This is a genomic window from Thermodesulfobacterium geofontis OPF15, assembly GCF_000215975.1.
Classification (GTDB): domain Bacteria; phylum Desulfobacterota; class Thermodesulfobacteria; order Thermodesulfobacteriales; family Thermodesulfobacteriaceae; genus Thermodesulfobacterium; species Thermodesulfobacterium geofontis.
The window spans coordinates 965,005-988,253 of record NC_015682.1; the positions used below are offsets into that span (position 1 = coordinate 965,005).

A 23,249-nucleotide genomic window follows, 5' to 3' on the forward strand; every position below is an offset into this window, starting at 1 on the left:
ATTAAAAGATTAAATTAAAAATTTGAATTTATTATTACCAAAAAATTTAAATTTGAAAAGATCTAATTATTTTTTATCACTAAATTTACTACTTCGTCCAAATGGGAAACAAAAATAAATTCTATTTGATCTCTTAAATCTTTAGGAATTTCTTCTAAATCTTTTTTATTTTTAAAGGGCAGAAGAACTTTTTTAATTCCCTTTCTTAAAGCAGCAAGACTTTTTTCCTTTATACCTCCTACAGGAAGTATGGCTCCTCTTAAAGTGATTTCACCTGTCATAGCATAATCTTTAGAGACTGGTTTTTTGGTTAAAGCTGAAATTAAGGCTACAGCAATAGTTACTCCAGCACTGGGACCATCTTTGGGTATAGCTCCAGAAGGAACATGAACATGTATATCATATTTAGTGTAAAATTTAGGATCAATATTAAATTCTTTGTATTTTGATCTTATATAGGATAAAGCTGCTTGTGCACTCTCTTTCATTATATCTCCTAATTGTCCTGTTAAAATAAGATTCCCTTTACCAGGCATAGTTACCGCCTCTACATAAAGAACTTCTCCTCCATAAGGAGTCCATGCAAGACCTGTTGCTACTCCTATTTCATCCTTTTCTTGTTTTAATTCTTCCACATATTCAGGAGGTCCAAGATATTTTACTAAATTTTCTTCTGTAATTTCAAAAGGACCCTTTTCACCTTCTGCCAATCTTCTAGTAATCTTTCTACAAATGGCAGCTAATTTTCTTTCTAACTCTCTTACTCCAGATTCAGAAGTATATTCTTCTATTATTTTTAAAATTACTTCGTCTGGAATAACTATATCCTTTTTAGTAAGACCATGTTCCTTTAAAAGTTTGGGTAAAAGATGTCTTTTTGCAATTTCAAGTTTTTCTTTAAAAGTATAGCCAGATATATATATAACTTCCATACGATCAAGAAGAACCTTAGGGATGGTTTCAGTCATATTTGCAGTTGCAATAAATAATACCTTAGAAAGATCAAAGGGGACATCTAAAAAATGATCAACAAACTCCTTATTTTGTTCAGGATCAAGAACTTCAAGTAATGCTGCAGCAGGATCTCCATGGAAATCAACACAAAGTTTGTCAATCTCATCAAGCATAAAGACAGGATTATTTGTTCCAGCTTGTTTTATACCTTGAATAATTCTTCCAGGTAAAGCCCCTACATAAGTTCTTCTGTGTCCTCTTATTTCAGCTTCATCTCTCACACCACCTAAGGATACCCTTACAAATTTTCTTCCTAAGGCAGTAGCTATAGATTTTCCAAGACTTGTTTTTCCAACACCAGGTGGTCCAACAAAACAGATAATAGCTCCCTTTGCTTTTGGATTTATCTTTTTTACTGCTAAAAATTCAAGAATTCTATCTTTCACTTTTTCAAGATTATAATGGTCTTTATCTAAAATTTTCTTTACATGTTTTAGATTTAAATTATCTTTGGTAGATTTGTTCCAAGGCAGTTCTATTAACCATTCTAAATAATTTCTTATAACTGCTGCCTCTGAGGAATCGGGATGCATAAATTCAAGACGTTTTAACTGTTTTAAAGCTTCTTTTTCAACATTCTTAGGCATTTTTGCTTTTTTGATTTTTTTTCTTAATTCTTCTATATCACTTTCTATATCTTCCAATTCTCCAAGTTCTCTCTTAATTGCTCTTAATTGTTCTCTTAAAAAGTATTCTCTTTGTGATCTACCTATTTCTTCTTGAGCTTCTGCTTGTATTTTATTTTGGAGAGTAGTTATCTCTATTTCTTGAATAAGTATTTCTGAAACTTTTCTCAGCCTTTCAACTCCATCAAGAGTTTCAAGAAGGTCTTGGGCTGTTTTAGTTTTAAGTTTCAAATAAGCTGTAATAAGATCTGCCAGCCTTCCAGGTTCTTCTATAGATTGTAATACTGTTGAAATTTCAGGATTTAAAATTCCTTTTAATGACAAAAGTTTTTCAGTATTCTCCTTAACAGATCTCATTAAGGCTTCAATTTCTGGAGTAATACTTTCAGGTTCAATCTCTTTACAAGGCTCAATTTTAACTTTAAAATAAGGATCAGTTTGTAAAAACTCTTTTATTTCAACCCTTGACAAAACTTGAACTACAACCTTTAGTCTATTTTCTGTAAGATTTAAAGTTTTGATTATTAAAGCTATAGTTCCTAACTTATAAAGATCTTCAGGTTTAGGATTTTCAATACGGGAATTTTTTTGTGTAGAAAGAACTATAAGTTTATTTTTATTTAATGCTTCTTCTATAGTTTTAAGAGATTTTGGTCTTCCTACAAAAAGAGGGACCACCATAGAAGGAAAGAGCACAATATCCCTTATTGCCATTAAAGGCAATATTTCTGGAACGTCTATAATTTCTCCTTCTGAAACCTCTGGAATCTGTAGTTCTAATTCTTCTCTCATAATTTTAATTTAAAAATTTTTCATAAAAATTTAAGACTCTCGATTAATTATTCAAGGTATAAATAAAAATTGAGAATATTTTTAGATCAGTTGTTTTTTTGATAAAATATATTAAATTTTATTTGAAAAAAATAGTCTTTATGGAGGCCGTAGCTCAATGGTAGAGCACCGGGCTGTGGCCCCGGGTGTTGCGGGTTCGAGTCCCGTCGGCCTCCCCATTCAAATAATTCTTTCTAAATTTGCAAATATTATTTTTATATGATATAATTGTTTCAAGCTTTTTGTAATTTTAACTAAGGAGGTTTTATTTATGCTTCCTGTAATAAGAGAAGTTGAGAAAAAATATATGCGTTCTGATCTTCCTAAATTTAATCCAGGAGATACTGTTAAAGTTTATTTTAGACTGAAAGAAGGAGAAGAAAAAGAAAGAGTTCAAGTTTTTGAGGGTGTAGTAGTTAGAAGAAGAGGTTCCGGAATTAACGCCACTTTTACTGTAAGAAAAGTTTCTTTTGGAGTAGGTGTTGAAAGAACCTTTCCTCTTCATTCACCTAGGATTGAAAAAATAGAAATTGTTAAAAGAGGAAGAGTTAGAAGAGCAAGACTTTACTATCTTAGAGAGCGTTCCGGGAAAGCTGCTCGTATAAAAGAAAGATTCGATAATAAAATTATGGAATAATTTTTTGAAAATTTGAAAAATACATTATTTAATCTTCCGAGCAGTCTGAATTTAGAAGCTCAATTCAAAAAATTAGGTTATTCTTTAATTGCAGGAGTAGATGAAGCTGGTCGTGGTGCCCTTGCTGGTCCTGTTTTTGCAGCTGCAGTAATATTACCCTCTGAAATTGAAAATCCAGAAATAAAAGACTCTAAACTTCTTTCCCCTCAAAAAAGAGAGGAACTTTTTGATTATATTTGTAAAGTTGCTCTTGATTATTCTATAGCCTATGTGGATGTTGAAGAAATTAATCAATTGGGTATTTTTCAAGCTACTTTCAAAGCTATGCTTAAAGCTTTAAAAAAATTAAAAGTCAAACCACAGCTCGTTTTAATAGATGGACCTTGGATTATCCCTGAGTATAAAGGATTACAAAAAGCTATAGTTGATGGAGATAAATTTTGTCTTTCCATTTCAGCAGCTTCCATTCTTGCAAAGGTGGCAAGAGATAAATATATGAAAGAAATGGAAAAACTTTATCCTCAATATGCCTTTTCCCAACATAAAGGATATGCAACAAAACTTCATTTCGAAAAAATCAAAAAATATGGCCCTTCTCCACTTCACAGAATTTATTATAAATGCTTCCAAAAATGAAAATTAAAGAGTTTTTTCAAAAACTCACTTCAAAAGAAAAAGGTAAAAAAGCTGAAGAATTAGCATTAGAATATCTTATCTCCAAAGGATTTGAAATTTTAGAAAAAAATTATAAAACCTCTTTTGGAGAAATAGACATTATTGCTAAGAAAAAGAATATTTTAATTTTTATAGAGGTAAAAAGTGAATTTGGTGAGGATGAGTTTCTGGCTGAAGAAAAAGTAGATTTTAGAAAAAGAGAAAAAATTTTAAAGGTGGCAGAGTATTTTCTTCTTAAAAATTTTCAAAAATTAAGTAAAATAAAGGAAATAAGATTTGATGTTATAGTATTAAGAATAAGAAAGGGGGAGATTATTCATTATGAATCTGCTTTTTACAAAGAAAGAGATTTTACCCGGTATTAATTTAGAAAATCTTCTTAAGCTCTCTGAAAGCGAGATAGAGAAAACTTTAGCAAATCTAAAATTTTATGAAATTTATGATTTGGTTTTAAGTACACCTTGGGAGGAAAGGGCAAAATTAATTCTTTATTCTCCTTATCCAGAAGGCATTGTTAAAAATCTTCCTCCTCAAGAACTGTTTCTTACTTTAAAAGCCTCTTCTCTTGATTTAGCTGTTGAACTTCTTTCTTATGCTAAGGGAAGTCAAATCCAATTTATGTTTGATATAGATGCTTGGTATAAGGATAGAATAAAAGCAGAAAGGGTTGCTTCTTGGATAATTCTTCTTTTTAATGCAGGAGAAGATAAAGTTTTAGAATGGTTAAGGGTTGCAGATTGGGACTTTCTGATAGCTATACTTCAAAAATTTATAAAAGTTTATAAAAAACCTGATGATATGGAACTTATAGAGGCGATGGATTTTCTTCCTCCCTATACTCTTGATGATTTTTATTTTATAGACTTTAAAGTATCCTCTCTTGAATTCTATTTTAGAAGAATGATTGAAATTCTAAGAGAAGAGATGCCAGATACATATTTTGCTCTTATGGAATCTGTAATATGGGAAATACCTGCAGAAGTCGAAGAAAGAGCTTATAAATGGAGGAATGGTAGACTTGCAGATGAGGGGATACCTGAGTATTTTGAAGCTCTTGATATTTACTCTTATATTCCGCTTAAAAATTTAAGAAAAATAGACCCTAAATATTTGCCTATAAGTGAAGAAAGTCAACCATCTATTAATATCATGGTTTATACAGGCTCAGAAGAACTTTTTATCTTTAAAGTTCTTAAGATTTTAGATGATTTAAGTCAAATTGAAAGAATAAAAAGAGAACTTGCCTGGATAGCAAATAAGGTGATTATTGTGGATAATGTGGTTATTGATGAAATGGATCAAATTAAAAGGAGTTTAGATAAAGTATGGGGTTCTTTAAATATAGGACTTGAGTATGTTTCTATGGGAAATTTAGAAATAGCAAAAAGATTTTTAGAAGAGTACTTTTTAGAAGATATTTTTAAAGTTGCTCAAAATGTTTTAAAGGAATTAAGAAGATTTGCACTTAACCTTACCAAAAATAAAGATTTTGATTCTTCTATTCTCAATTATCTTGACCAACCTTATCATGGTTTTTTAAAAGGGGTTTTAGCTAAAAAAATAAATGAAATAGCACTATTTCAACCTGATAAAATAGGAACAGAAAAGGAATATACCATTTTTAGAAAATTAAGTGAAATAAAAATGGTAAGGAGATATATTGAAGAGATAGGTTATATGGCACCACTTATAGAAAAAATATTTGGCCCTCCTCTTTCTTGGATAAATGAAGTAAATAAACCTGGAAGAAATTTTGATACTAATTTTCTTACTTGGAGCTCTCTAATTCTTACTGCACTTTCTCAATATCTCTATAGAGGAGAGTTTGTTTTTAAGGCACTTCCTAAAAGTGCGTGGAAAGAAGTGATTAATAAATTAATAGAGGAAAAAGAAGGGGTATGTTACTTAAGAAAAGAGTTAAAGGAGGAGTTGTTCAAAAATTTTGAAAATTTTGCAAAAAATAAGTGGTATTTAGAAAAGGAATTGCTATACTCTTTTTTAAATTTTACAATTAAAAAATTTGAAGATGAATTTAAATATGTAGATCTTAGTGAGCCTCCAGATCCTAAGTATCAGACTCTTATACTTATAGATCTTAAAGCCTAAAAGAGATATGAAGCGCCGTAAAAGAATAAATTTAAGAGAATCAGCTCTTATTATACTAAGACAAAGATATCTTTTAAAAAACGATAAAAACGAAATTATCGAAACTCCTGAAGAACTTTTTGAAAGAGTTGCTAAGGCTGTAGCCAGCGCTGAGGCAAATTTCTCTAAGGATCCTTATATTTGTGAAAAATATGCTGAAAAATTTTATGAAATGATGGCAAATCTCGATTTTTTACCCAATTCTCCTACCTTAATGAATGCAGGATGTCCTTTAGGACAGCTTTCTGCTTGTTTCGTTCTACCTATTGAGGATTCCTTGGATTCAATTTTTGAAACCTTAAAATATACAGCCCTTATACATAAATCTGGAGGAGGAACAGGTTTTTCCTTCTCAAAAATTAGACCTAAAGGGGATATAGTTGCTTCTACTCAAGGAGTAGCAAGTGGTCCTCTTTCTTTTATAAAGGTATTCGATAGCGCTACAGAAGCTATTAAACAAGGTGGGAAAAGACGTGGTGCTAATATGGGAATTTTAAGAATTGATCATCCTGATATAGAAGAATTTATATTAGCTAAAAGAAACGAAAATACCCTTACAAACTTTAATTTATCTGTAGCTATTACTGATCAGTTTATGTCTGCTTTAGAGAAAAAAGAAAAATTTCCTTTAATAAATCCCAGAAATAAAAAGGTGGTAAGATATGTAGATCCTGAAGAAATTTTTTTCTTAATAGCTGAATCTGCTTGGGAAACTGGTGACCCGGGAGTTATCTTTATAGATACTATAAATAAGTATAACCCTACACCCCATTTAGGAGAAATAGAAGCTACAAATCCCTGCGGTGAGCAACCTCTTCTTCCTTTTGAATCCTGTAATTTAGGTTCAATTAATTTAACCAATTTTGTTAAAGATGGTAAAATCGATTGGGAGTTACTTAAAGAAACGATTCATTTAGCTGTAAGATTTCTTGATGATGTAATAGAAATTAATAGATTTCCTGTTCCCCAAATAGATAAAATTACCAGACTTACAAGAAAAATAGGCCTTGGAGTAATGGGTTTTGCTGATTTTCTTATAAAACTTAATATTTCTTATTCTGAACCTTCTGCTATAGAGATAGCTAAAAAAATTATGAAATTTATTAATGAAGAATCTATAAAAGCCTCTTATGAGCTTGCTAAAGAGAGGGGAAACTTTCCTGCCTATCCAGGAAGTATTTGGGACAATCCTGAAACACCTTTTATGAGAAATGCAACAACTACTACCATAGCTCCTACAGGAAGTATTTCTTTAATTGCTGGAGTTTCTTCAGGGATAGAACCTCTTTTTGGAATTTATTATGAGAGAAAAACCCTTGAAAATGTTTTTATAAAAGAATTTCATCCGCTTTTTATTGAAATTTTAGAGAGAGAAAATTTTTCCGAAAATGAAATAGAAAGCATTTTAGAAGAAGTTAAAGAGAAGGGGATTTTAAGGGATATGAAATTGCCTGAAAAGATAAAAAGACTCTTTGTAACAACTTATGAAATAGCACCAGAGCAACACTTAGCCATTCAATCCGCTTTTCAAAAATATACACATAATGCAGTATCTAAAACGATTAATTTACCTAAGGAAGCAACTGTAGAGGATGTTAAAAATATTTATTTAAAAGCTTATAAATTAGGGTTAAAGGGGGTCACTGTATTTAGGTATGGTTCCAAAGGAGAGCAAGTGATTTATATAGGAGGTTCAGAAGAAAGAGAATCTTCTTGTCCTATTTGCAGTTTTTCTTTAATTTAAGGTGTGGAGTTAAAATGAAGGAAGTAAATATAGCCTTACTTGGATTCGGAACAGTTGGAACGGGAGTCTATGAATTATTAATTAAAAATTCCGATCTTATAAAAGAAAAAATAGGAATAAAGCCAATAATAAAAAAAATTTTGGTGAAGGATTTGAAAAAGAAAAGAGAAATAGAAGTAGATAAAAATCTTTTAACCACTAATGTAGAAGAAATTTTAAAAGATCCTGAAATTTCCATTGTTTGTGAATTGATGGGTGGTATAGAGCCAGCTAAAGAATATGTTTTAAAAGCTTTAAAAGAAGGAAAGGAAGTAGTTACAGCAAATAAAGCGATTTTAGCTCAACATGGAGATGAAATTTGGGAAGAAGCAAGAAAAAGAAAAAGATTTTTGGGTTTTGAAGCTTCAGTTGGTGGTGGGATACCTATAATAAAGACTTTAAAAGAGGCTTTAATTGGGAATAACATAAAGTCTATAATAGGCATTATAAATGGTACTACTAATTATATTTTAACCAAAATGCTTGAAAATAATCTTAGTTTTAAAGATGCATTAAAAGCAGCTCAAGCAAAAGGATATGCAGAGGCTGACCCGACTCTGGATATAAAAGGGATTGATTCAGCTCACAAAATTTCAATTTTAGCTTCTCTTGCATTTGGATTTTACATACCAGTTTCAAAAGTTTATATAGAAGGAATAGATCAAATAGATTTAATGGATTTAAAATTTGCTAAAGATTTTGGATACGTAGTTAAATTATTAGCTTTTGCTTTAAAAAGAAAAGGAAAAATTGAAGTAAGGGTTCACCCTACTCTTATTCCTGAGAATCATGTATTGACTTCAGTCCGTTTGAATTACAATGCCCTTTACATTACAGGGGATTTTGTAGGTGATATTTTACTTTATGGATTAGGAGCAGGCAAAGAGCCTACTGCAAGTGCAGTGGTAAGCGATATAATTGATGCAATAGAGTATTCTTATTTTGGGAAAAAACCCTTTATAAAATATCCATTGACAAAAAATAATAATTTTTTTAATATAAGACCTATAGAAGAAGTAGAGTTTAAATATTATTTTAGATTTTCAGCCATAGATAAACCTGGTGTTTTATCTAAAATTTCTGGTATCTTGGGTAAAAATAATATAAGCATAGCTTCAGTAGTTCAGATAGGAAGGCAAAAAAAGAAAGGTTCTGTACCTGTGGTTATGCTTACTCATGAAACTAAAGAAAAAAATGTAATTAAAGCCTTACAAGAAATAGATAAACTTGATGTAGTTACTGCTCCTACTAAAAAATTTAGAATTTTGTAATAAAAGGGGTTTAAATGGTAATAAAGGTTTCTAAAGGACATTATGAAATAGTTGAAAAAAGAGGAGTAATATTAAAGACAGATTTTTTAGGAAGTGGTATAGCTCTTGGGATGATTGATAAAGAAAATGAGATAGCAGGATTATGTTATTTTGTTTTGCCCTATAAAGAAGGTGATTTAGAAATTGAAGCAGGAGAGTTAATTTTATCTGGACAGAGTTTATTACCTTTATTTTTTGAAGAGTTAGAAAAAAAGGGCTTTAATTTTTCATCTGCTAAAATAGCTATTGCAGGAGGTAGTAAATATAAAAGTTCTCCTGAGGCTCTCAACATAGGAGAAATAAATTTTAAAGTACTTCAGAGCTTTTTAATTAAATATCCTATTAATCCTAAAAATATTATACTTAGAGTTGGTTTTAATTGTCAGAGTTTTTTAGAAGTTAACTTAAAGGAAAAGATTTTAAAAATAAATTTAAATGGAGAGGAAGAAGTATTATGAAAAGGCAAATTTTAGAAAGAATTTTTGATAAAGTAGATACTATTCCTGCTTTTCCTAAGGTAGCTTTTCAAGCCCTTGAATTATTAAAAAAGGAAGATGTAGATTTTAGAGAACTTGAAAGAATAATAAAAAGTGACCCAGGAATTACTGCAAATTTTTTAAAAATTGTAAATTCACCAGCCTTTGGTTTACCCCAGAAAATAGATTCTTTATTTAAAGCTTTTATGTTTTTAGGAATTAATCAGATTAAATTTATTGTTGTAGCCTCAGTTGCAAAAAAATATTTTAGTAAAGATTTAATAGGCTATGGAATTAGTGTAGAAGATATATGGTTTCATTCACTTGCTTGTGGAATTATAGCTGAAGAGATAGCTTTTGATATTGGTTTTTCACCAGCAAAAATAGAAACAGTATATATAGCCTCAATTTTACATGATATAGGTAAAATAGTACTTGATCTATATACTAAATTAGAAATTAAAGAATTCCAAAAAATTGCAAGGGAAAAGGTAGATTGGGATTTTATTCAGATAGAGTGGTTAGTTTTAGGGGTGGATCATGGACTTGTAGGAGCTCATTTATTAGAAAGGTGGGAATTTCCCAAATATATTTCCTTTGCTATAAGAGCTCATCATGATAGTGATCTTATGCTTCAAAGTGATATAGCAAGTATTGTGGCGCTTTCAAATATTTTGGCAAATATGCTTGGGATAGGTGGAGGAGTAGATGTGTTTAATTATAGGGTTCCTGAAAATTTATTAAAAAATCTTAATATAGAGCCAGAAAAAATATACAAATATCTAAAAGTTGGGTTATATAAATCTTTATTAATTCAAAAAGAATTTGTTTAAAAATTTAAATATTTTTTTCATAATTAGGTAAAAAGATTTAATTTCATTAAAAATTTCCCTTGACAAAAATTTTGAAAGTGTTAATAATTTATTTTAAATTTTAAAAATCTAAAATTATTAAAAGGAGGGGGTAAGCCATGAAGAAGTTAGTGTCTTTCGTATTGAGTTTAGCTTTAGTAGGTATGGTAGGTTTAACTGCTGGATGCAAGAAAAAAGAAGAAGCACCTAAGACAGAAGCTCCAAAAGTAGAAGCTCCTGCACCAGCTGGAAATGTAACAGGAAATGTAACAGGTGCACCAGCTCCTGAAAAACCTGCTGAAAAACCTGCTGAAAAACCCGCTGAAAAGAAATAATTTTTAAGTCTTGATTTTATATTTTTAAAGGTCTCCTCCTATTTAAGGGGGAGACCTTTATTCTATAATTATTTGTTTTTTATGTAGTTTGTGCTTTTTGAAAAGTTCTTCATTAATTTCTATATATTTTGGATATTTCTTTTTGTATTCAATAATTACTTTGGGATTTTCATGATAATATTCAGTTAAAAATTTGATATTTGCTAATTCTATAATGTCTCTATCATCATAAATAACGATTTTTTCTCTTTTATGTTTCTTATAATATCCCCAAGCCTTACCATAGGGGGGTCCATAAACTACTACATATTTTCTAAATAAAGTATCTGGATATAATCCAAAATAAATCATTATATCATACCAAGAGTATCCTTTCTTTCTCATTTGTATAATTATATCTGGTTCTATCCCACGATATTCGTGGATTAAAAAGATTATAGGTATTTCCTCTTCTAAGATAAATGGATATCTCTTTTTAATAATAATTATTTTTTCTACGGGAACTCTATAATAATCTCCCACCGAAAAATAGAAGTGTGAAAGTCTTCCGTCATTTATAGAAACTCCTATATCTATATCCTTTCCATAAGAAGATTTTAAATTAAAAGGAGTTAAAAAATAAACCCAAATAAAAGTTAAGATTAAAAACTTAAGGTTTCTCATTCTCTCACCTCCTATTTTAAAATGCTGAATAAATAATCTCAAAAATCATGCCTAAAATTTATGAAAGAATAAGCAAGCTTTGGTTAATTTAAAGAATGCAGAAATTTCAAGGTTATTGCAATTATTGCAAAGAAAAAAGGCTTTGTTGTTTTAGACCTTGAGGACCTAATTCTTCAGGAGGTTCAAATATTTTTATAATTCCATATTTACCGTCATAACCAGGCTTAGCAAATATTTCCCCCTCTCTTACTCTTTTAATTCCTTCTAATAACTTAGAAGGAAAAACCTTTTCAAGCTCTTTTAGATCCATTTTTAGAAGTAGGTCGAATTCGGTTCCTATAAGAGAAGTATATTGTTTATATAATTTTTCTACAGATGGGCTCATTTTATTAAGATTAAAAACTTCAGCTATTATTTCTACAAAAGGCACCAAATGAATAGAGAGAGGTTTACCAGAAGGAATATATCCTTCTTCTCTATCAGCTAAAGTTTCTATTCTATGAAGTACTCCTATGGTTAAAGGATTACCGCATTTTGGGCATTTATATCCTATAGCTTTTGTTTCTTTAGGAGAAAGACATACCTTACAAGCTCTATGTCCATCGTAATGGTATTTTCCTTCCTCAGGATAAAATTCTATAGTGAAAGCAATATTTCCAGTTTTAATAGATTGATAAATATTGTCATAAGTTAAAGGATAAAAAAAAGGCTGTTGCTTCTCTTCCTAATTTAGAAGGAGAATGGGCATCTGAACAAGATATTAAAGTGATATTATCAAGTTTAGAAATTCTCCAATTCATTTCCGGGTCAGATGAAAGACCGGTTTCTATAGCATAAATGTAAGGAGTAGCTTCTCCAAAGGCTTCTTCTAAGGAATCAAAACCTGAAAATGCACCAAAAACTGAATACCAAGGAGTCCAAGCATGTGCAGGTATAATTAAAATTTTTTCAGAGATTTTAATCAGGTCTAAAGTTAGTTTTTCACAATCTATTCCAAAGGTAGGTCTTCCATCTATAAGGAGATTTCCGAGTTTTGATAAATAGAGATTTATTTCTTCTACAGTTTCAAAATCTGGGGCTATTATAATAAGATGCACCCTTCTATTGGATTTATTGTTTTTAGAAAAAATAAGTGATATTTCAGAAGTGAGAATAAATTTGGGTCCATCAGGGAGTTTATTAAAAAAATAGAGCCCTGATTTTGTGTCATATTCTAAATTCTCTTTTAATTCTTTTAACCACATAGGATGAGTAAAATCACCAGTTCCTATAACTTGAAGCCCCTTTAATTTTCCTGTTTCAGCTAAAAAAGGAATTTCCATAAATTTACTACAGGCACGACTGTATTTAGAATGAATATGTAAATCTGCAATAAAGGTAGTTTTAAGAAGCTCTTCAGAAGGGAGTTTTTGATTTTTTTTCATAATTTTTATAAACCTTAATTAAATGCCGGGGGCGGGATTTGAACCCGCATGGGATTAACTCCCACTGGATCCTGAATCCAGCGCGTCTACCAATTCCGCCACCCCGGCTTTTTTAAATCGGGGCGACAGGATTTGAACCTGCGACACCCGGCTCCCGAAGCCGGAGCTCTACCAGACTGAGCTACGCCCCGTTAACTTTTACTTAATAAATTAACTTTAAAAAAATTCTTGTCAAGCAAATAAAGAAAGTTGTCAAGTTTTAAAAAGGTTTTAAAATATACCTATGTCATATTTAGTTTTAGCACGTCGTTATCGTCCACAAAGTTTTAAAGAAGTAATAGGACAAAATCATGTGATAAAAACTTTAACCAATGCACTTAAACATCAAAAACTTTCTCATGCCCTTTTATTTTCAGGTATAAAAGGAACTGGGAAAACTACAGTAGCAAGAATTATTGCTAAAGCTTTAAATTGTCAAAATCTTATAGATAATTACGAACCCTGTAATGAGTGTTCTAATTGCTTAGAAATTAGCAAAGGAATATTTGTAGATGTTATAGAAATTGATGCAGCTTCAAATAGGGGAATTGATCAAATAAGAGAACTTATTGAAAATTTAAAATTCGCTCCAGTTAAAGGAAAAGTAAAAGTTTATATAATAGATGAAGCACATATGCTCACCAGAGAAGCTTCTAATGCTTTGTTAAAATCTTTGGAAGAGCCACCTTCCCATGTTTATTTTATACTTGCAACTACAGAACCTAACAAACTTTTACCTACCATTCTTTCAAGATGCCAAAGATATGATTTTAAAAGATTGGAACATCCATTAATAGTTAAATATCTGAAAGAGGTTTGTGAAAAAGAAAATTATCAAATAGAAGAAGAGGCTTTAGAACTTATTGCTAAAGAAGCACAAGGAAGTTTAAGAGATGCCCTTTCCTTGCTTGATCAGGCAATGGCATACGGAAGTAAAACTAAAGAAGATATAATCACAGCTTTTGGTTGGCATGAGACTATATTAGTGGAAGAAATCGCAAGTATTCTTTTAGAAAAAAATCTTAAAAAAGCTTTAGAATTTGCTCAAAGAGTTTATGAACAAGGAATAGATTTAATATATCTAATGGAAAAATTAACAGAATTTTTCAGAGAACTTTTAGTTATGAAAGCATTTCCTAAGGAAAGTAAAATAGGATTCCATACTCTTGGAATTAGAGATCTTGTCCTCGAAAATGAACTTGAAGATATCTTGTTAATATTTCAAAGTTTAGTAAGAGATCTCGAAATATTAAGAAAAAGTAGTTATCCTCAGCTTCAATTTGAACTTGCCCTGCTTAGAATTTGCGAATATGGGAAATTTGTTCCTATAAAAGATCTAATAGAAAAACTTGATCAAGTAACAGTTAATCATTTTTCTTTTTCTATTTCTGCTTCGACTATGCAAGAACATCAGGAAATAAAAGAAAAAAGTTGGGAAAATTTTGTAAAAGAAATTAAAAAAGAAAATTTACCTCTTTATGGGTTGGTAAGCAGTTTACCAAAGCCTGAAATAAAAGCAGATGAAATATTTTTAAAAATAAGCTCATCTTTAAATATCATTGAGTCTCCTTATTATAAGCTTTTAAAAGAAAAAATAGAAAGCTACTTTAATAAACCTTTTAGAGTTGAAATAGAAGAGAAAAAGAGACTTACTTTAGAAGAGGTAAAAGAAAGACCTGAAGTAAAGGCAATTTTAAAAACTTTATCAGCTAAAATAGCTTATATACAACCTTTAAAGGAGTAAAAAATGAAAATACCACCTCAATTTCAACAATTATTTAAAGAGATGCAAAAAATTCAAAAAAAACTTGAAGAAACACAAAAACAACTTGAAGAAAAAACAGTAACTGTTCAAGTAGGTGGTGGAATGGTTACAGTAACAGCAAACGGTAAACAAGAAATTCTTTCTATTGAAATTGAAAAGGAACTTATAAATCCTGAAGAAAAAGAAATGTTAGAAGATCTTATTATTGCAGGAGTAAATGAGGCTTTAAAAAGATCTAAAGAAATGGTAGAAGAGGAATTATCTAAAATTACAGGTGGACTTAAATTACCAGGGTTAAATCTCCCTGGACTTTTTTAATTTATTTATGTCTGGAGTATATCCTTATACTTTTAAAAAACTTATAGAAACAATTTCACAACTTCCCGGATTAGGAGAAAAAAGTGCTACAAGAATTTCTTTTTTTCTTTTATCTAAACCTGAACTTTGTGAAATCTTAGGAGAGCTTATTAAAGAATTGCCTTATAAAGTTAAGTTATGTAAATTTTGTAGAAATCTATCTGAAGAAGAAATTTGTTCCATTTGTAAAGATGAAAAAAGAAATTCAGAACTTCTTTGTATTGTTGAAAATCCTGTTAGTCTTTCTTATATAGAAGAAACCGGAGTTTTTAATGGATATTATTTTGTTTTGCACTATCTTTTATCCCCTAAGGATGGTATAGGACCAAAAGAACTGGGACTTGATCATATGCTTTATCTTATAAAATTAAGAAATATAAGAGAAATAATCATAGCCCTTTCTCCCACTCTTTCAGGAGAAGCAACCACCTCTTATATTCTTGAAGTCTTAAAAGATTATCCAGTTAAAGTAACTAAAATCGCTTGTGGTATCCCAATGGGGATGGAAATTCAATTTGTAGATCCCTTAACTCTTAAAAAAGCACTTTTTGGGAGAGAAATTTTAAAGGAAAAATGAAAGAAAATTTTAATTTTTGTAAAAGAATAGCCTTGGGAGGGCTTCTTCAAGGCTATTTTCATAATTTAAGGGGGACACTACAGGGAATATTTTTAGAGCTTCAACTTATACTTATGAAAAAAAAATCTGATTTAGATAAAGAAATCTATGAAAGGATAAATAAAACTTTAAATCTTTTACAAAAACTTCAGAATCAAATAGATACAGCTTTTGACGAAATTTATAATGAAAAAACCGGTCCCTGGGATCTTAAAGAATTTATAGAAAAAGAAATATTATTTTGGGAAGCCTTTTTGCCATTTAAACATAAAGTTAAAAAAGAAGTTTTTGAAGAGGATAAGGTTTTTATTGAAATTCCCTATAATTTACTAAAGGGTCTCTTTTGTAATATTTGTCAAGAAATATTTCTAAATTTAAAAGAAAATACCAATTTAAAGATTTTTATAAAAAAGAATAAGAGAGTAGAATTTTTATGGGATAAAGATTTAGATGAGTTAGTTTATAAAAATTTAAAAGTTCTCTCTCACCAATTGAAAGACTTAGCAGAGATTAAAGTAGACAGAAGAACCCTTTCTTTTCAATTTTGAAATGGAAGAAAAACTTTTTTGGCTTGGTTTTTATCTTAAAGAGAGAAATATTTTTAAAACTATAAAATACTTTGAAGAAGGAATAGATATAAGAGAAATTATAAGTTTTAAAAAGTATTCGGAAAATGAAATAATTGATTTAGCAAAAAAGGAGATAGAAAGAGCTAAAAAGGAGAACACTAAAATTTATTTTATTAAGGATAAGGAATTTCCTGAGAAATTAAAAACTATTTCCTATGCACCGCTATTTTTATATGTAAAAGGGAAGCTTTTAAAAGATAAAAATTTAATTGCTATTATAGGCTCAAGAAAGCCTACTTCTTATGGAAAAGAAGTAGCTTATAAATTTTCTAAGAAATTGGCAGAAAATGGTGTAGGGATAGTTTCTGGGTTTGCAAGAGGAATTGATAGTATTTCTCATAAAGGGACTTTAGACGGGAATGGCTATACAATAGGGGTTCTTGGCTGTGGCATAAATATTATCTATCCTGCTGAAAATAGAGAACTTTTTGAAAGGATTATTAAAAGTGGTGGAGCAATAATTTCAGAATTTCCTTTTGATACAAAACCAAGAAAAGAAAATTTCCCTATGAGAAATAGGATTATAAGTGGTCTTTGCGAAGGAATTGTAGTTATAGAGGCTGGTAAAAAAAGCGGAACCTTAATAACTGCTAAATGGGCGTTAAATCAAGGAAGAGAAGTTTTTGCTATTCCAGGAAGTATTTTTTCTTCTCAAAGCGAAGGAACTCATTACCTTATAAAGGAGGGAGCAAATGTTATTACTTCTCCTGAAGAAATTTTAGCTTATTTTGGATGGGGTGAAGAAAAAAATTTATCAAGAGAAAAAATAGAGGTCGAACTAACAGAAGAAGAAAAAGAAATACTTTCTCTTTTATCTTCTTATCCCCAACATGTTGAAGAGATATTTGCTAAAGTAAATAAATCTCCTTTTGAAGTCCTTTCTATTCTTACAGAATTAGAACTTAAAGGATTAGTAGAAAATTTACCAGGAAAATATATAAAGCTCAAAGTAAATCTTTAAGTTAAATGAAACCAATAGAATTTTATTATCAAGTTACCCCATTAGAAAGAATAGCTATAACTATCACCCTTATGATCGGTCATTTCTTAGCTATTTTAAATACAACAGTTGTAAATACTATTATGCCCAAACTTTTAGGTCCTCTATCTACAGATTTATATGGAGTTCAGTGGGTAGGTATAAGTTATATGATTTCTGCAGCTATTACTCTTTTATTTGTAGAAACTTTTTCAAGATACGTAGGTTATGCTTTATGTTATACAATAGGGCTTATTCTTTTTATTACCTTTAGTGCCTTTTCTGGTTTAGCCAATAGTTTACCTCAGATGATTATTTTTAGAAGTTTTCAAGGTGTTGGAGAAGCTTTTATTATGGCCACAGCTCAGACCATTCTTCTTAATGTATATCCTCCAGAAAAGAGAGGAACTGCTATGGGAATTTATAGTTTGGGAGTAAGTTTTGCCCCAGCTTTAGGTCCTACAGTAGGAGGGTTTCTTACAGAATATATTTCTTGGAGATGGGCATTTTATATTAATGTACCTATAGGAATTCTTGATTTAGTTGCTGCAATTTCTTTTCTACCTTATACCTTAGGAAAGAGAAAAGAGTTTTCTTTTAATTTTATAAGTTACGGTTTAATCTCACTGGCAACTATTTTTTTACTTATAGCTGTGTCAAAGGGTCAGCAATATGGTTGGTTCCAGTCTACTTTTATAGTATCCTTTCTTATTTTAAGTTTAACTTTTTATTCCCTTTATTTTGCTTCTGAAATTATGAGTAAAAAGCCACTTATAGATTTTAAAATTTATACTATCCCAGAATTTGGTTTAGCAATGGCTTTTCAGTTTTTTATTTTAGGATTTGTTATGTATCAAGTTTTTTATTTAATCCCTATATATTACCAAAATTTAAAAGGGCTTACTACTTTTCAAGCAGGTCTTCACATGCTTTCTTATGCCTCATTTACAGGTATTTTTGCAATTATTTCAGGAAAACTTTCTGATAAATTTTCTCCCATAATTATTCTTTCTATTAATTTTTTAATTCTTAGTGTCACTACTATTTTTCTTTTGCCTAAGTTAAATTATTATACCCCTGCTTTAAAAGCAGCAATTTTAACCATCCCCTTAGGTATTGCCATGGGATGTTTTTTTGCACCTTTAACCACTTTAGCTTTTAGGAATCTGGGAGAAAAAACAGGCTTAGGGGTGGTGCTATTTCATTATCAAAGATTTGTAGGTGGTTCAATAGGAATTGCCATAGCTACCAATACCCTTGAAAAAAGAACAAATTATCACTTTTTGAGAATTACAGAACTTCAAGAATTTAGATACATAAATATGTTAGTGGAAAAATGGTGGTATAATGCTCAAAAATATTTTTCAGAGGCTTATGCTTTCAAAAAAGCAAAGGCACTTTTATATAAAACAGAATATATTCAGGCTTTAAGTTTTGCTTTTCAAGATGCATTTAAACAGACCTTCTTTTGGACTCAAATAGGAGGTATATTTCTCATTATTTTGATACTTTATAAATTTAAGATATTGACATTTAAAAGTTCTATCTATAATAAAAAACTAATTAAGAATTTTAGATAAGGTATAAAATGAGGGTTCTGGTTTTAGGTGGTGGAGGAAGAGAACATACAATCTGTTATTCCCTTTCTAAAAGTCCTAAGCTTGAAAAATTATTTTGTATTCCAGGAAATGGAGGAATTTCAGAAATAGCAGAAACTATAGAAAATATCTCTATGACAGATTTTGATAATATTATCAAATTTTGTAAGGAAAATAAGATTGATCTTGTAATTCCTGGTCCTGAAGAGCCTTTAGTAAAAGGATTAAAGGATTCATTAAATAAAGAGGGAATTAAAGTTTTTGGTCCAGACACTATTGGAGCACTTTTAGAAGGAAGTAAATCTTTTGCTAAGGAAATTATGAGTAAAGCTGGTATTCCTACTGCAAAATTTGAAGTTTTTGATGAACCTTCAAAAGCTAAAGCTTATATAGAAAAAAAGGGAGCACCTATAGTAGTGAAAGCTGATGGGCTTTGTGCTGGAAAAGGAGTTTTTGTTTGTGAAACAAAAGAAGAAGCTATTAAGGCAATTGAAAAAATAATGGAAGAAAAAATTTTTGGAGAAGCTGGAAATAAAGTAGTAATTGAAGAAAAATTAGTAGGAGAAGAGGCGTCCTATATTGTGATTACAGATGGTTATAACTTTAAGGCTTTGCCAACTTCTCAAGATCATAAAAGACTTCTTGATAATGATGAAGGACCTAACACAGGTGGAATGGGAGCTTATTCACCAACTCCACTTATAGATAAGGAGCTTAAAGAAAAAATTGAAGAAAAAATAATAAAACCTACTTTAAAAATCCTTGAAAAAGAGGGTCATCCCTATGTAGGATTTTTGTATGCAGGACTTATGATAGTTAATAAAGAACCCTACGTACTTGAGTTTAATTGCAGACTTGGAGATCCAGAAGCCCAAGCCATTCTTCCCAGAGTAGAAAATGATTTTCTTGAGATTATAGAGATGGCTTTAGAAAAAAATCTTAATAAAATTGATTTAAAAGAAAAAAGTGAATCAGCAGTTTGTGTGGTTATGGCAAGTAAAGGTTATCCAGGAAAATATGAAAAGGGTAAGAAAATAGAAGGGCTTGAAAAAGCCTCTCAAATTCCCGGAGTTCTTATTTTCCATGCAGGAACAAAAAAAATTAATAATGAATTTTACACAAATGGAGGAAGAGTTTTAGGGGTAACAGCTCTTGATAAAAATATTCCTTTAGCTATAGAAAAAGCTTACAAAGCAGTATCAATGATTTATTTTGAAGGAGCACATTACAGAAAAGATATAGGAAAAAAAGCTTTTAAATACTTAGCTACCTGATAAGTATTTTTTATATCCCAGAGTTTGAAGTTTTTCGTTTTTTTCTATTACTTTATTTTTCATCTCTTCTCTATATTTTTTAAGTTTTTCTTTTAATTCAGGATATTTAATAGAAAGGATATGAATTGCAAGCAGAGCTGCATTTTTAGCATTATTTATAGCTACTGTAGCAACAGGAATTCCTGCTGGCATTTGAACAATTGATAAAAGAGAATCAAGCCCATCTAAAAAATTGCTTTTTATAGGAACTCCTATTACAGGGATAAGAGTTAGAGAAGCTATAACTCCAGGAAGATGGGCTGCTCCCCCTGCTCCTGCAATTATTACCTCAATACCTCTTTCTTCAGCAGTTTTTGCATATTCTAAAGCTTTTTCAGAGGTTCTATGAGCAGATATAATAGATATTTCATAAGGAATTTCAAAAAATTCTAAAATTTCTGCTGATTCTTTCATAATAGGAAGATCTGAATCGCTTCCCATAAGAATACCTACTTTCATATCTTTACTCCTTTATCCAATCCATACTGTTTTTTTAGAATAAAAAATTCCTTCTAAATATACATCAGTTCCTGCTCTATGTCCAACTTTTAATTTATCTTCTAATTGATAATATTTCAAGCAGGTTCCACAACTAAAAATTTCTACCCCTCTTTTTTCAAGTTCCTTTAATATAGAAATAATTTCTTCCTCTTGAGTAGTTAGAAAAACACCTCTATTCATAAAAAAAATCTTTTTAGGAAAAAGATTATGAGCAAGCATAGTTTCAAAATAAGCTTTCATAAGAATTTTTCCAAGACCTTCATCTTTTCCCATGGTATCAGTTGCAATAACTACAAAAAGACCCTCATCTTTTTCAGGCTCAAGTTCACAACTAATAGTAATTTCTTTCTCTTTACCTTCTACTTTTTCAATGATAATTAAGAAGTCCGAATTTAATTTTTCTATAGAAAGAATTTTATGTCCTTGTGAATTAACAAATTTTTGAATATTTTTTAAAGCTGTTTCATTATCAACTATTACTTTTATTTTTTCTCCTTCTTTTAAATTTTCCAAAGCTTCTTTTGTTTTAATTACAGGTTGAGGGCAAGGAAGTCCTTTAGCATTAATTTCTTTCATCCCACAAACTCCTAATAATTTTTTCTTAAAAAATTTATATTTAAAAACAGAAAAATTCTAATAAAAAATATCAATATAAAAACAAAAAATTTATTTAAAAAATCTATAAATCATTTAAAGATTTTAGAAATTTATAAAAAAGTAAATCAGGATCTAAACAAGGTTTTTCTTTACATACATTTGGAAAGCAAGGGCTACATTCTAAGTTAAGAGAAATAATTTTATAATTTTTTCCTATAGGTTTCCATAAGAGAATATCTGTAGGACCATAAAAAATAAAGGATTTAATTCCTAAATAACTTGCAAGATGAGATACTCCGCTATCAACTCCAATAAAAATTTTAGCCAATTTAAGAGCTTTAGCCAATATTAAGGGATCAAAACATTCCCAAAAATTTTGAGTAAAATTTTTAATCCAGCTATCAGCTTCACCAACAAAATATATTACTTCAAACCCTTTAGAGCGAAAAAACTTTTCAATTTTTTTAAAAAGAGAAAAATCTGGAATTTTTTTAGGGGAGCCACTTCCTGGATGTAAAACCACTTTGTTTTTTAAAGGGCTATCTATAAAATCTTTTATAGGTAGAACTAAGGAGAAATTTTTTTCTAATTTTAGCAAATCAAAATAGTAATCAACTATCCATATCCTTTCTGAGGGGAAAGGATCAAAGCCTTCGGTTTTAGAAAATATCATTTTAAGCTCATAATTTCTCTCTAAAATCTTTTTATAAAAATCGCTATATATTTCATCAACCCAATTTAATTCTTTGGCTATTTTCAGATAATCGGTATTTCCTATAGCTACAATATAATAATTTTTCTTTTTTAGAGCCTCAAAAATAGGGAAGGTTAAAAGGGTATCTCCAAAAGCTCCTCTTCTATAAAAAAGAATTTCCTTCATTTTTGATTTGGAAATTCTTAAAAAATAAAGTATAATTATTGCGATTTTCTAATTCAAGGTTTTTAAGAAAAAATGGAGAAAATACCTTTTATAGATTTAAAAAGAAATTACGAAGTTTATAAAGAAGAAATAGAAAAAAAGGTTTTAGAAGTTCTTAGAAGTGGAATTTATTTGAATGGTCCACAAACTCAAGAACTTGAGAATCTTTTAGCCAAATATTTAGGTACTTCTTATGCTGTTGGTGTTTCTTCAGGAACAGAGGCTCTGTTTCTTATTTTAAAAGCTCTTGATCTTCCTAAAAATACATATGTTTTAGTACCTTCGTTTACTTTTGTTGCTACAGCTGAGGTTATTGTAAGAGTTGGTCTTATTCCCTATTTTGTTGATGTTGAAGAAGATACTTACAATATTTCTTTGGAAAGTTTAAAAGAAAGTTATGAAAAACTTAAAAAAAAGAGAAAACAAGTTTCCGCAGTAATAGCAGTAAGTCTTTTTGGCTTGCCTGCTCATCTTAAGGAAATTAAAAAATTTTGTGAAGAAAAAGGGATTTATTTAATAGAAGATATATGTCAAGCCTTTGGAGCAAAAATAGGTGATAAAAAGGTAGGAACCTTTGGAATTGCTTCAGCTACTTCTTTTTATCCTACAAAACCTCTTTCTACTTTTGGTGATGCAGGAATGGTTTTTACTTCCCATAAAAATTTGGCAAAAAAAGTAAGAATATTAAAAGAACATGGACAAATTAAGCCTTATTTTTACAAATATCATGGAATAAATGGGAGAATAGATGAAATTCATAGCGCTATTTTATTAGTAAAATTTAAATATTTTGAAAAAGAAATAGCATTAAGAAAAGCTATAGTAGAAAAATATATAGAAAATTTAAAAGATTTAACACCCTATGTTAGACTTCCTCAATTTCCTAAAAACTATTTTTCTTCTTATTCTTTATTTACTATAAGAGCTAAAAATAGAGATAAATTAAAAGCTTTTTTGGAAAGTAAAGGAATAATGACAGGGGTGTATTATAAAACACCTTTGCATTTACAGCCAGTTTATAAAGATTTTAATTTTAAAAATGGAGACTTACCTGTTACAGAAAGGCTTGCAAAAGAAGTTTTAAGTTTACCTTTACATCCATATTTAACAGAAAAAGAAATAGATTATGTCATTTCATCTATAAAAGAATTTTATAAAAAATAGAA

At 29.8% G+C, this 23,249-nt stretch carries 24 protein-coding genes and 3 tRNA genes; 18 read left to right on the top strand and 9 right to left on the bottom strand.

Annotated elements, in window-relative coordinates; all coding sequences use genetic code 11:
- Positions 1 to 62: 62 nt before the first annotated feature.
- Positions 63 to 2,432 carry an endopeptidase La gene (gene lon / locus TOPB45_RS05050; protein WP_013909773.1) on the bottom strand — a complete coding sequence of 790 codons (2,370 nt, stop codon included), beginning with the start codon at positions 2,430 to 2,432 and terminating at the stop codon, positions 63 to 65.
- Positions 2,433 to 2,575: 143 nt separating this feature from the next.
- Here lon and TOPB45_RS05055 point away from each other — a divergent pair.
- The 10 genes from TOPB45_RS05055 (at position 2,576) to TOPB45_RS05100 (ending at position 10,683) form a co-directional block, all read left to right on the top strand.
- Positions 2,576 to 2,650 (top strand) — tRNA-His (locus tag TOPB45_RS05055).
- 92 nt (positions 2,651 to 2,742) lie between these two features.
- A complete protein-coding gene (gene rplS, locus TOPB45_RS05060; RefSeq protein WP_013909774.1) occupies positions 2,743 to 3,108 on the top strand; it encodes a 50S ribosomal protein L19 in 366 nt (121 codons plus the stop codon).
- Between the two features lie 12 nt (positions 3,109 to 3,120).
- Entirely contained in the window at positions 3,121 to 3,744 is a 624-nt protein-coding gene (locus tag TOPB45_RS05065; protein WP_013909775.1) for a ribonuclease HII, read from the top strand.
- The gene (locus TOPB45_RS05070) at positions 3,729 to 4,148 is read left to right on the top strand and encodes a YraN family protein (RefSeq protein ID WP_049774818.1); all 420 of its coding nucleotides are present in this window, start codon (positions 3,729 to 3,731) and stop codon (positions 4,146 to 4,148) included. Before TOPB45_RS05065 ends, TOPB45_RS05070 begins: the two co-directional genes overlap by 16 nt.
- Positions 4,105 to 5,889, top strand: coding sequence for a DUF6178 family protein (locus TOPB45_RS05075; protein WP_013909777.1), 1,785 nt, complete (start codon positions 4,105 to 4,107; stop codon positions 5,887 to 5,889). The genes TOPB45_RS05070 and TOPB45_RS05075 overlap by 44 nt, the downstream gene beginning before the upstream one ends.
- Before the next feature lie 7 nt (positions 5,890 to 5,896).
- Entirely contained in the window at positions 5,897 to 7,672 is a 1,776-nt protein-coding gene (locus TOPB45_RS05080) for an adenosylcobalamin-dependent ribonucleoside-diphosphate reductase (RefSeq protein WP_013909778.1), read from the top strand.
- A gap of 14 nt (positions 7,673 to 7,686) precedes the next feature.
- The gene (locus TOPB45_RS05085; RefSeq protein WP_013909779.1) at positions 7,687 to 8,982 is read left to right on the top strand and encodes a homoserine dehydrogenase; all 1,296 of its coding nucleotides are present in this window, start codon (positions 7,687 to 7,689) and stop codon (positions 8,980 to 8,982) included.
- A gap of 14 nt (positions 8,983 to 8,996) precedes the next feature.
- Positions 8,997 to 9,479, top strand: coding sequence for a hypothetical protein (locus tag TOPB45_RS05090; RefSeq protein ID WP_013909780.1), 483 nt, complete (start codon positions 8,997 to 8,999; stop codon positions 9,477 to 9,479).
- Entirely contained in the window at positions 9,476 to 10,330 is an 855-nt protein-coding gene (locus tag TOPB45_RS05095) for an HDOD domain-containing protein (RefSeq protein WP_013909781.1), read from the top strand. The genes TOPB45_RS05090 and TOPB45_RS05095 overlap by 4 nt, the downstream gene beginning before the upstream one ends.
- A 137-nt stretch (positions 10,331 to 10,467) precedes the next feature.
- Positions 10,468 to 10,683: a hypothetical protein gene (locus TOPB45_RS05100; protein ID WP_013909782.1), complete on the top strand. Its 216-nt coding sequence runs from the start codon at positions 10,468 to 10,470 to the stop codon at positions 10,681 to 10,683.
- 57 nt (positions 10,684 to 10,740) lie between these two features.
- Here TOPB45_RS05100 and TOPB45_RS05105 read toward each other — a convergent pair whose 3' ends face one another.
- The 5 genes from TOPB45_RS05105 to TOPB45_RS05120 form a co-directional block, all read right to left on the bottom strand.
- Positions 10,741 to 11,346: a hypothetical protein gene (locus TOPB45_RS05105; protein WP_013909783.1), complete on the bottom strand. Its 606-nt coding sequence runs from the start codon at positions 11,344 to 11,346 to the stop codon at positions 10,741 to 10,743.
- Positions 11,347 to 11,467: 121 nt separating this feature from the next.
- A complete protein-coding gene (locus tag TOPB45_RS09000; protein ID WP_201763786.1) occupies positions 11,468 to 11,776 on the bottom strand; it encodes a hypothetical protein in 309 nt (102 codons plus the stop codon).
- Between the two features lie 253 nt (positions 11,777 to 12,029).
- The gene (locus TOPB45_RS09005) at positions 12,030 to 12,770 is read right to left on the bottom strand and encodes an endonuclease Q family protein (RefSeq protein WP_201763787.1); all 741 of its coding nucleotides are present in this window, start codon (positions 12,768 to 12,770) and stop codon (positions 12,030 to 12,032) included.
- A 23-nt stretch (positions 12,771 to 12,793) separates the two neighbouring features.
- Positions 12,794 to 12,878: transfer RNA gene (locus tag TOPB45_RS05115), tRNA-Leu, on the bottom strand.
- Positions 12,879 to 12,887: 9 nt separating this feature from the next.
- Positions 12,888 to 12,961: transfer RNA gene (locus TOPB45_RS05120), tRNA-Pro, on the bottom strand.
- Positions 12,962 to 13,053: 92 nt separating this feature from the next.
- Between TOPB45_RS05120 and dnaX the strand changes: the two genes are divergently transcribed.
- From dnaX to purD, 7 genes are read left to right on the top strand one after another with little or no spacing between them, the layout of a single operon-like run.
- Positions 13,054 to 14,553 carry a DNA polymerase III subunit gamma/tau gene (dnaX, locus tag TOPB45_RS05125; RefSeq protein WP_013909784.1) on the top strand — a complete coding sequence of 500 codons (1,500 nt, stop codon included), beginning with the start codon at positions 13,054 to 13,056 and terminating at the stop codon, positions 14,551 to 14,553.
- Between the two features lie 3 nt (positions 14,554 to 14,556).
- On the top strand, positions 14,557 to 14,892 hold the full coding sequence (locus TOPB45_RS05130; protein WP_013909785.1) for a YbaB/EbfC family nucleoid-associated protein: 336 nt from the start codon (positions 14,557 to 14,559) through the stop codon (positions 14,890 to 14,892).
- Positions 14,893 to 14,899: 7 nt separating this feature from the next.
- Positions 14,900 to 15,508 (top strand): recombination mediator RecR, encoded by a 609-nt coding sequence (recR, locus tag TOPB45_RS05135; RefSeq protein WP_013909786.1) that lies wholly within the window; start codon positions 14,900 to 14,902, stop codon positions 15,506 to 15,508.
- A complete protein-coding gene (locus TOPB45_RS05140; protein ID WP_013909787.1) occupies positions 15,505 to 16,095 on the top strand; it encodes a hypothetical protein in 591 nt (196 codons plus the stop codon). Before recR ends, TOPB45_RS05140 begins: the two co-directional genes overlap by 4 nt.
- A gap of 1 nt (position 16,096) precedes the next feature.
- Entirely contained in the window at positions 16,097 to 17,137 is a 1,041-nt protein-coding gene (dprA, locus tag TOPB45_RS05145; RefSeq protein WP_013909788.1) for a DNA-processing protein DprA, read from the top strand.
- A 5-nt stretch (positions 17,138 to 17,142) separates the two neighbouring features.
- Complete coding sequence (locus TOPB45_RS05150; protein WP_013909789.1) at positions 17,143 to 18,735, top strand: DHA2 family efflux MFS transporter permease subunit; 1,593 nt, start codon at positions 17,143 to 17,145, stop codon at positions 18,733 to 18,735.
- Between the two features lie 8 nt (positions 18,736 to 18,743).
- A complete protein-coding gene (gene purD / locus TOPB45_RS05155) occupies positions 18,744 to 20,027 on the top strand; it encodes a phosphoribosylamine--glycine ligase (protein ID WP_013909790.1) in 1,284 nt (427 codons plus the stop codon).
- On the opposite strand, the gene purE is transcribed toward purD, so the two are convergent.
- The 3 genes from purE to TOPB45_RS05170 form a co-directional block, all read right to left on the bottom strand.
- Entirely contained in the window at positions 20,016 to 20,525 is a 510-nt protein-coding gene (gene purE / locus TOPB45_RS09010) for a 5-(carboxyamino)imidazole ribonucleotide mutase (RefSeq protein ID WP_013909791.1), read from the bottom strand. The genes purD and purE overlap by 12 nt on opposite strands.
- A 12-nt stretch (positions 20,526 to 20,537) precedes the next feature.
- Positions 20,538 to 21,143: a sulfurtransferase-like selenium metabolism protein YedF gene (yedF, locus tag TOPB45_RS09015; protein WP_013909792.1), complete on the bottom strand. Its 606-nt coding sequence runs from the start codon at positions 21,141 to 21,143 to the stop codon at positions 20,538 to 20,540.
- A gap of 103 nt (positions 21,144 to 21,246) precedes the next feature.
- Complete coding sequence (locus TOPB45_RS05170) at positions 21,247 to 22,044, bottom strand: glycosyltransferase family 9 protein (protein ID WP_013909793.1); 798 nt, start codon at positions 22,042 to 22,044, stop codon at positions 21,247 to 21,249.
- A gap of 72 nt (positions 22,045 to 22,116) precedes the next feature.
- Here TOPB45_RS05170 and TOPB45_RS05175 point away from each other — a divergent pair, with 72 nt between their 5' ends.
- Positions 22,117 to 23,247, top strand: a complete 1,131-nt coding sequence (locus TOPB45_RS05175) for a DegT/DnrJ/EryC1/StrS family aminotransferase (RefSeq protein ID WP_013909794.1) — start codon at positions 22,117 to 22,119, stop codon at positions 23,245 to 23,247.
- Positions 23,248 to 23,249: the final 2 nt, after the last annotated feature.

Bases quoted from the DNA above. Each gene is read 5' to 3' on its own strand.
- yedF (WP_013909792.1), bottom strand. From the start codon at position 21,143: ATGAAAGAAATTAATGCTAAAGGACTTCCTTGCCCTCAACCTGTAATT.
- recR (WP_013909786.1), top strand. From the start codon at position 14,900: ATGTCTGGAGTATATCCTTATACTTTTAAAAAACTTATAGAAACAATT.
- dprA (WP_013909788.1), top strand. From the start codon at position 16,097: ATGGAAGAAAAACTTTTTTGGCTTGGTTTTTATCTTAAAGAGAGAAAT.
- TOPB45_RS05170 (WP_013909793.1), bottom strand. From the start codon at position 22,044: ATGAAGGAAATTCTTTTTTATAGAAGAGGAGCTTTTGGAGATACCCTT.
- TOPB45_RS05150 (WP_013909789.1), top strand. From the start codon at position 17,143: ATGAAACCAATAGAATTTTATTATCAAGTTACCCCATTAGAAAGAATA.
- TOPB45_RS05070 (WP_049774818.1), top strand. From the start codon at position 3,729: ATGCTTCCAAAAATGAAAATTAAAGAGTTTTTTCAAAAACTCACTTCA.
- rplS (WP_013909774.1), top strand. From the start codon at position 2,743: ATGCTTCCTGTAATAAGAGAAGTTGAGAAAAAATATATGCGTTCTGAT.
- dnaX (WP_013909784.1), top strand. From the start codon at position 13,054: ATGTCATATTTAGTTTTAGCACGTCGTTATCGTCCACAAAGTTTTAAA.
- TOPB45_RS05140 (WP_013909787.1), top strand. From the start codon at position 15,505: ATGAAAGAAAATTTTAATTTTTGTAAAAGAATAGCCTTGGGAGGGCTT.
- TOPB45_RS05095 (WP_013909781.1), top strand. From the start codon at position 9,476: ATGAAAAGGCAAATTTTAGAAAGAATTTTTGATAAAGTAGATACTATT.
- TOPB45_RS05105 (WP_013909783.1), bottom strand. From the start codon at position 11,346: ATGAGAAACCTTAAGTTTTTAATCTTAACTTTTATTTGGGTTTATTTT.
- TOPB45_RS05090 (WP_013909780.1), top strand. From the start codon at position 8,997: ATGGTAATAAAGGTTTCTAAAGGACATTATGAAATAGTTGAAAAAAGA.
- TOPB45_RS05175 (WP_013909794.1), top strand. From the start codon at position 22,117: ATGGAGAAAATACCTTTTATAGATTTAAAAAGAAATTACGAAGTTTAT.
- TOPB45_RS05085 (WP_013909779.1), top strand. From the start codon at position 7,687: ATGAAGGAAGTAAATATAGCCTTACTTGGATTCGGAACAGTTGGAACG.
- TOPB45_RS09005 (WP_201763787.1), bottom strand. From the start codon at position 12,770: ATGAAAAAAAATCAAAAACTCCCTTCTGAAGAGCTTCTTAAAACTACC.
- TOPB45_RS05100 (WP_013909782.1), top strand. From the start codon at position 10,468: ATGAAGAAGTTAGTGTCTTTCGTATTGAGTTTAGCTTTAGTAGGTATG.
- TOPB45_RS05075 (WP_013909777.1), top strand. From the start codon at position 4,105: ATGAATCTGCTTTTTACAAAGAAAGAGATTTTACCCGGTATTAATTTA.
- purE (WP_013909791.1), bottom strand. From the start codon at position 20,525: ATGAAAGTAGGTATTCTTATGGGAAGCGATTCAGATCTTCCTATTATG.
- purD (WP_013909790.1), top strand. From the start codon at position 18,744: ATGAGGGTTCTGGTTTTAGGTGGTGGAGGAAGAGAACATACAATCTGT.
- lon (WP_013909773.1), bottom strand. From the start codon at position 2,432: ATGAGAGAAGAATTAGAACTACAGATTCCAGAGGTTTCAGAAGGAGAA.
- TOPB45_RS05130 (WP_013909785.1), top strand. From the start codon at position 14,557: ATGAAAATACCACCTCAATTTCAACAATTATTTAAAGAGATGCAAAAA.
- TOPB45_RS05080 (WP_013909778.1), top strand. From the start codon at position 5,897: ATGAAGCGCCGTAAAAGAATAAATTTAAGAGAATCAGCTCTTATTATA.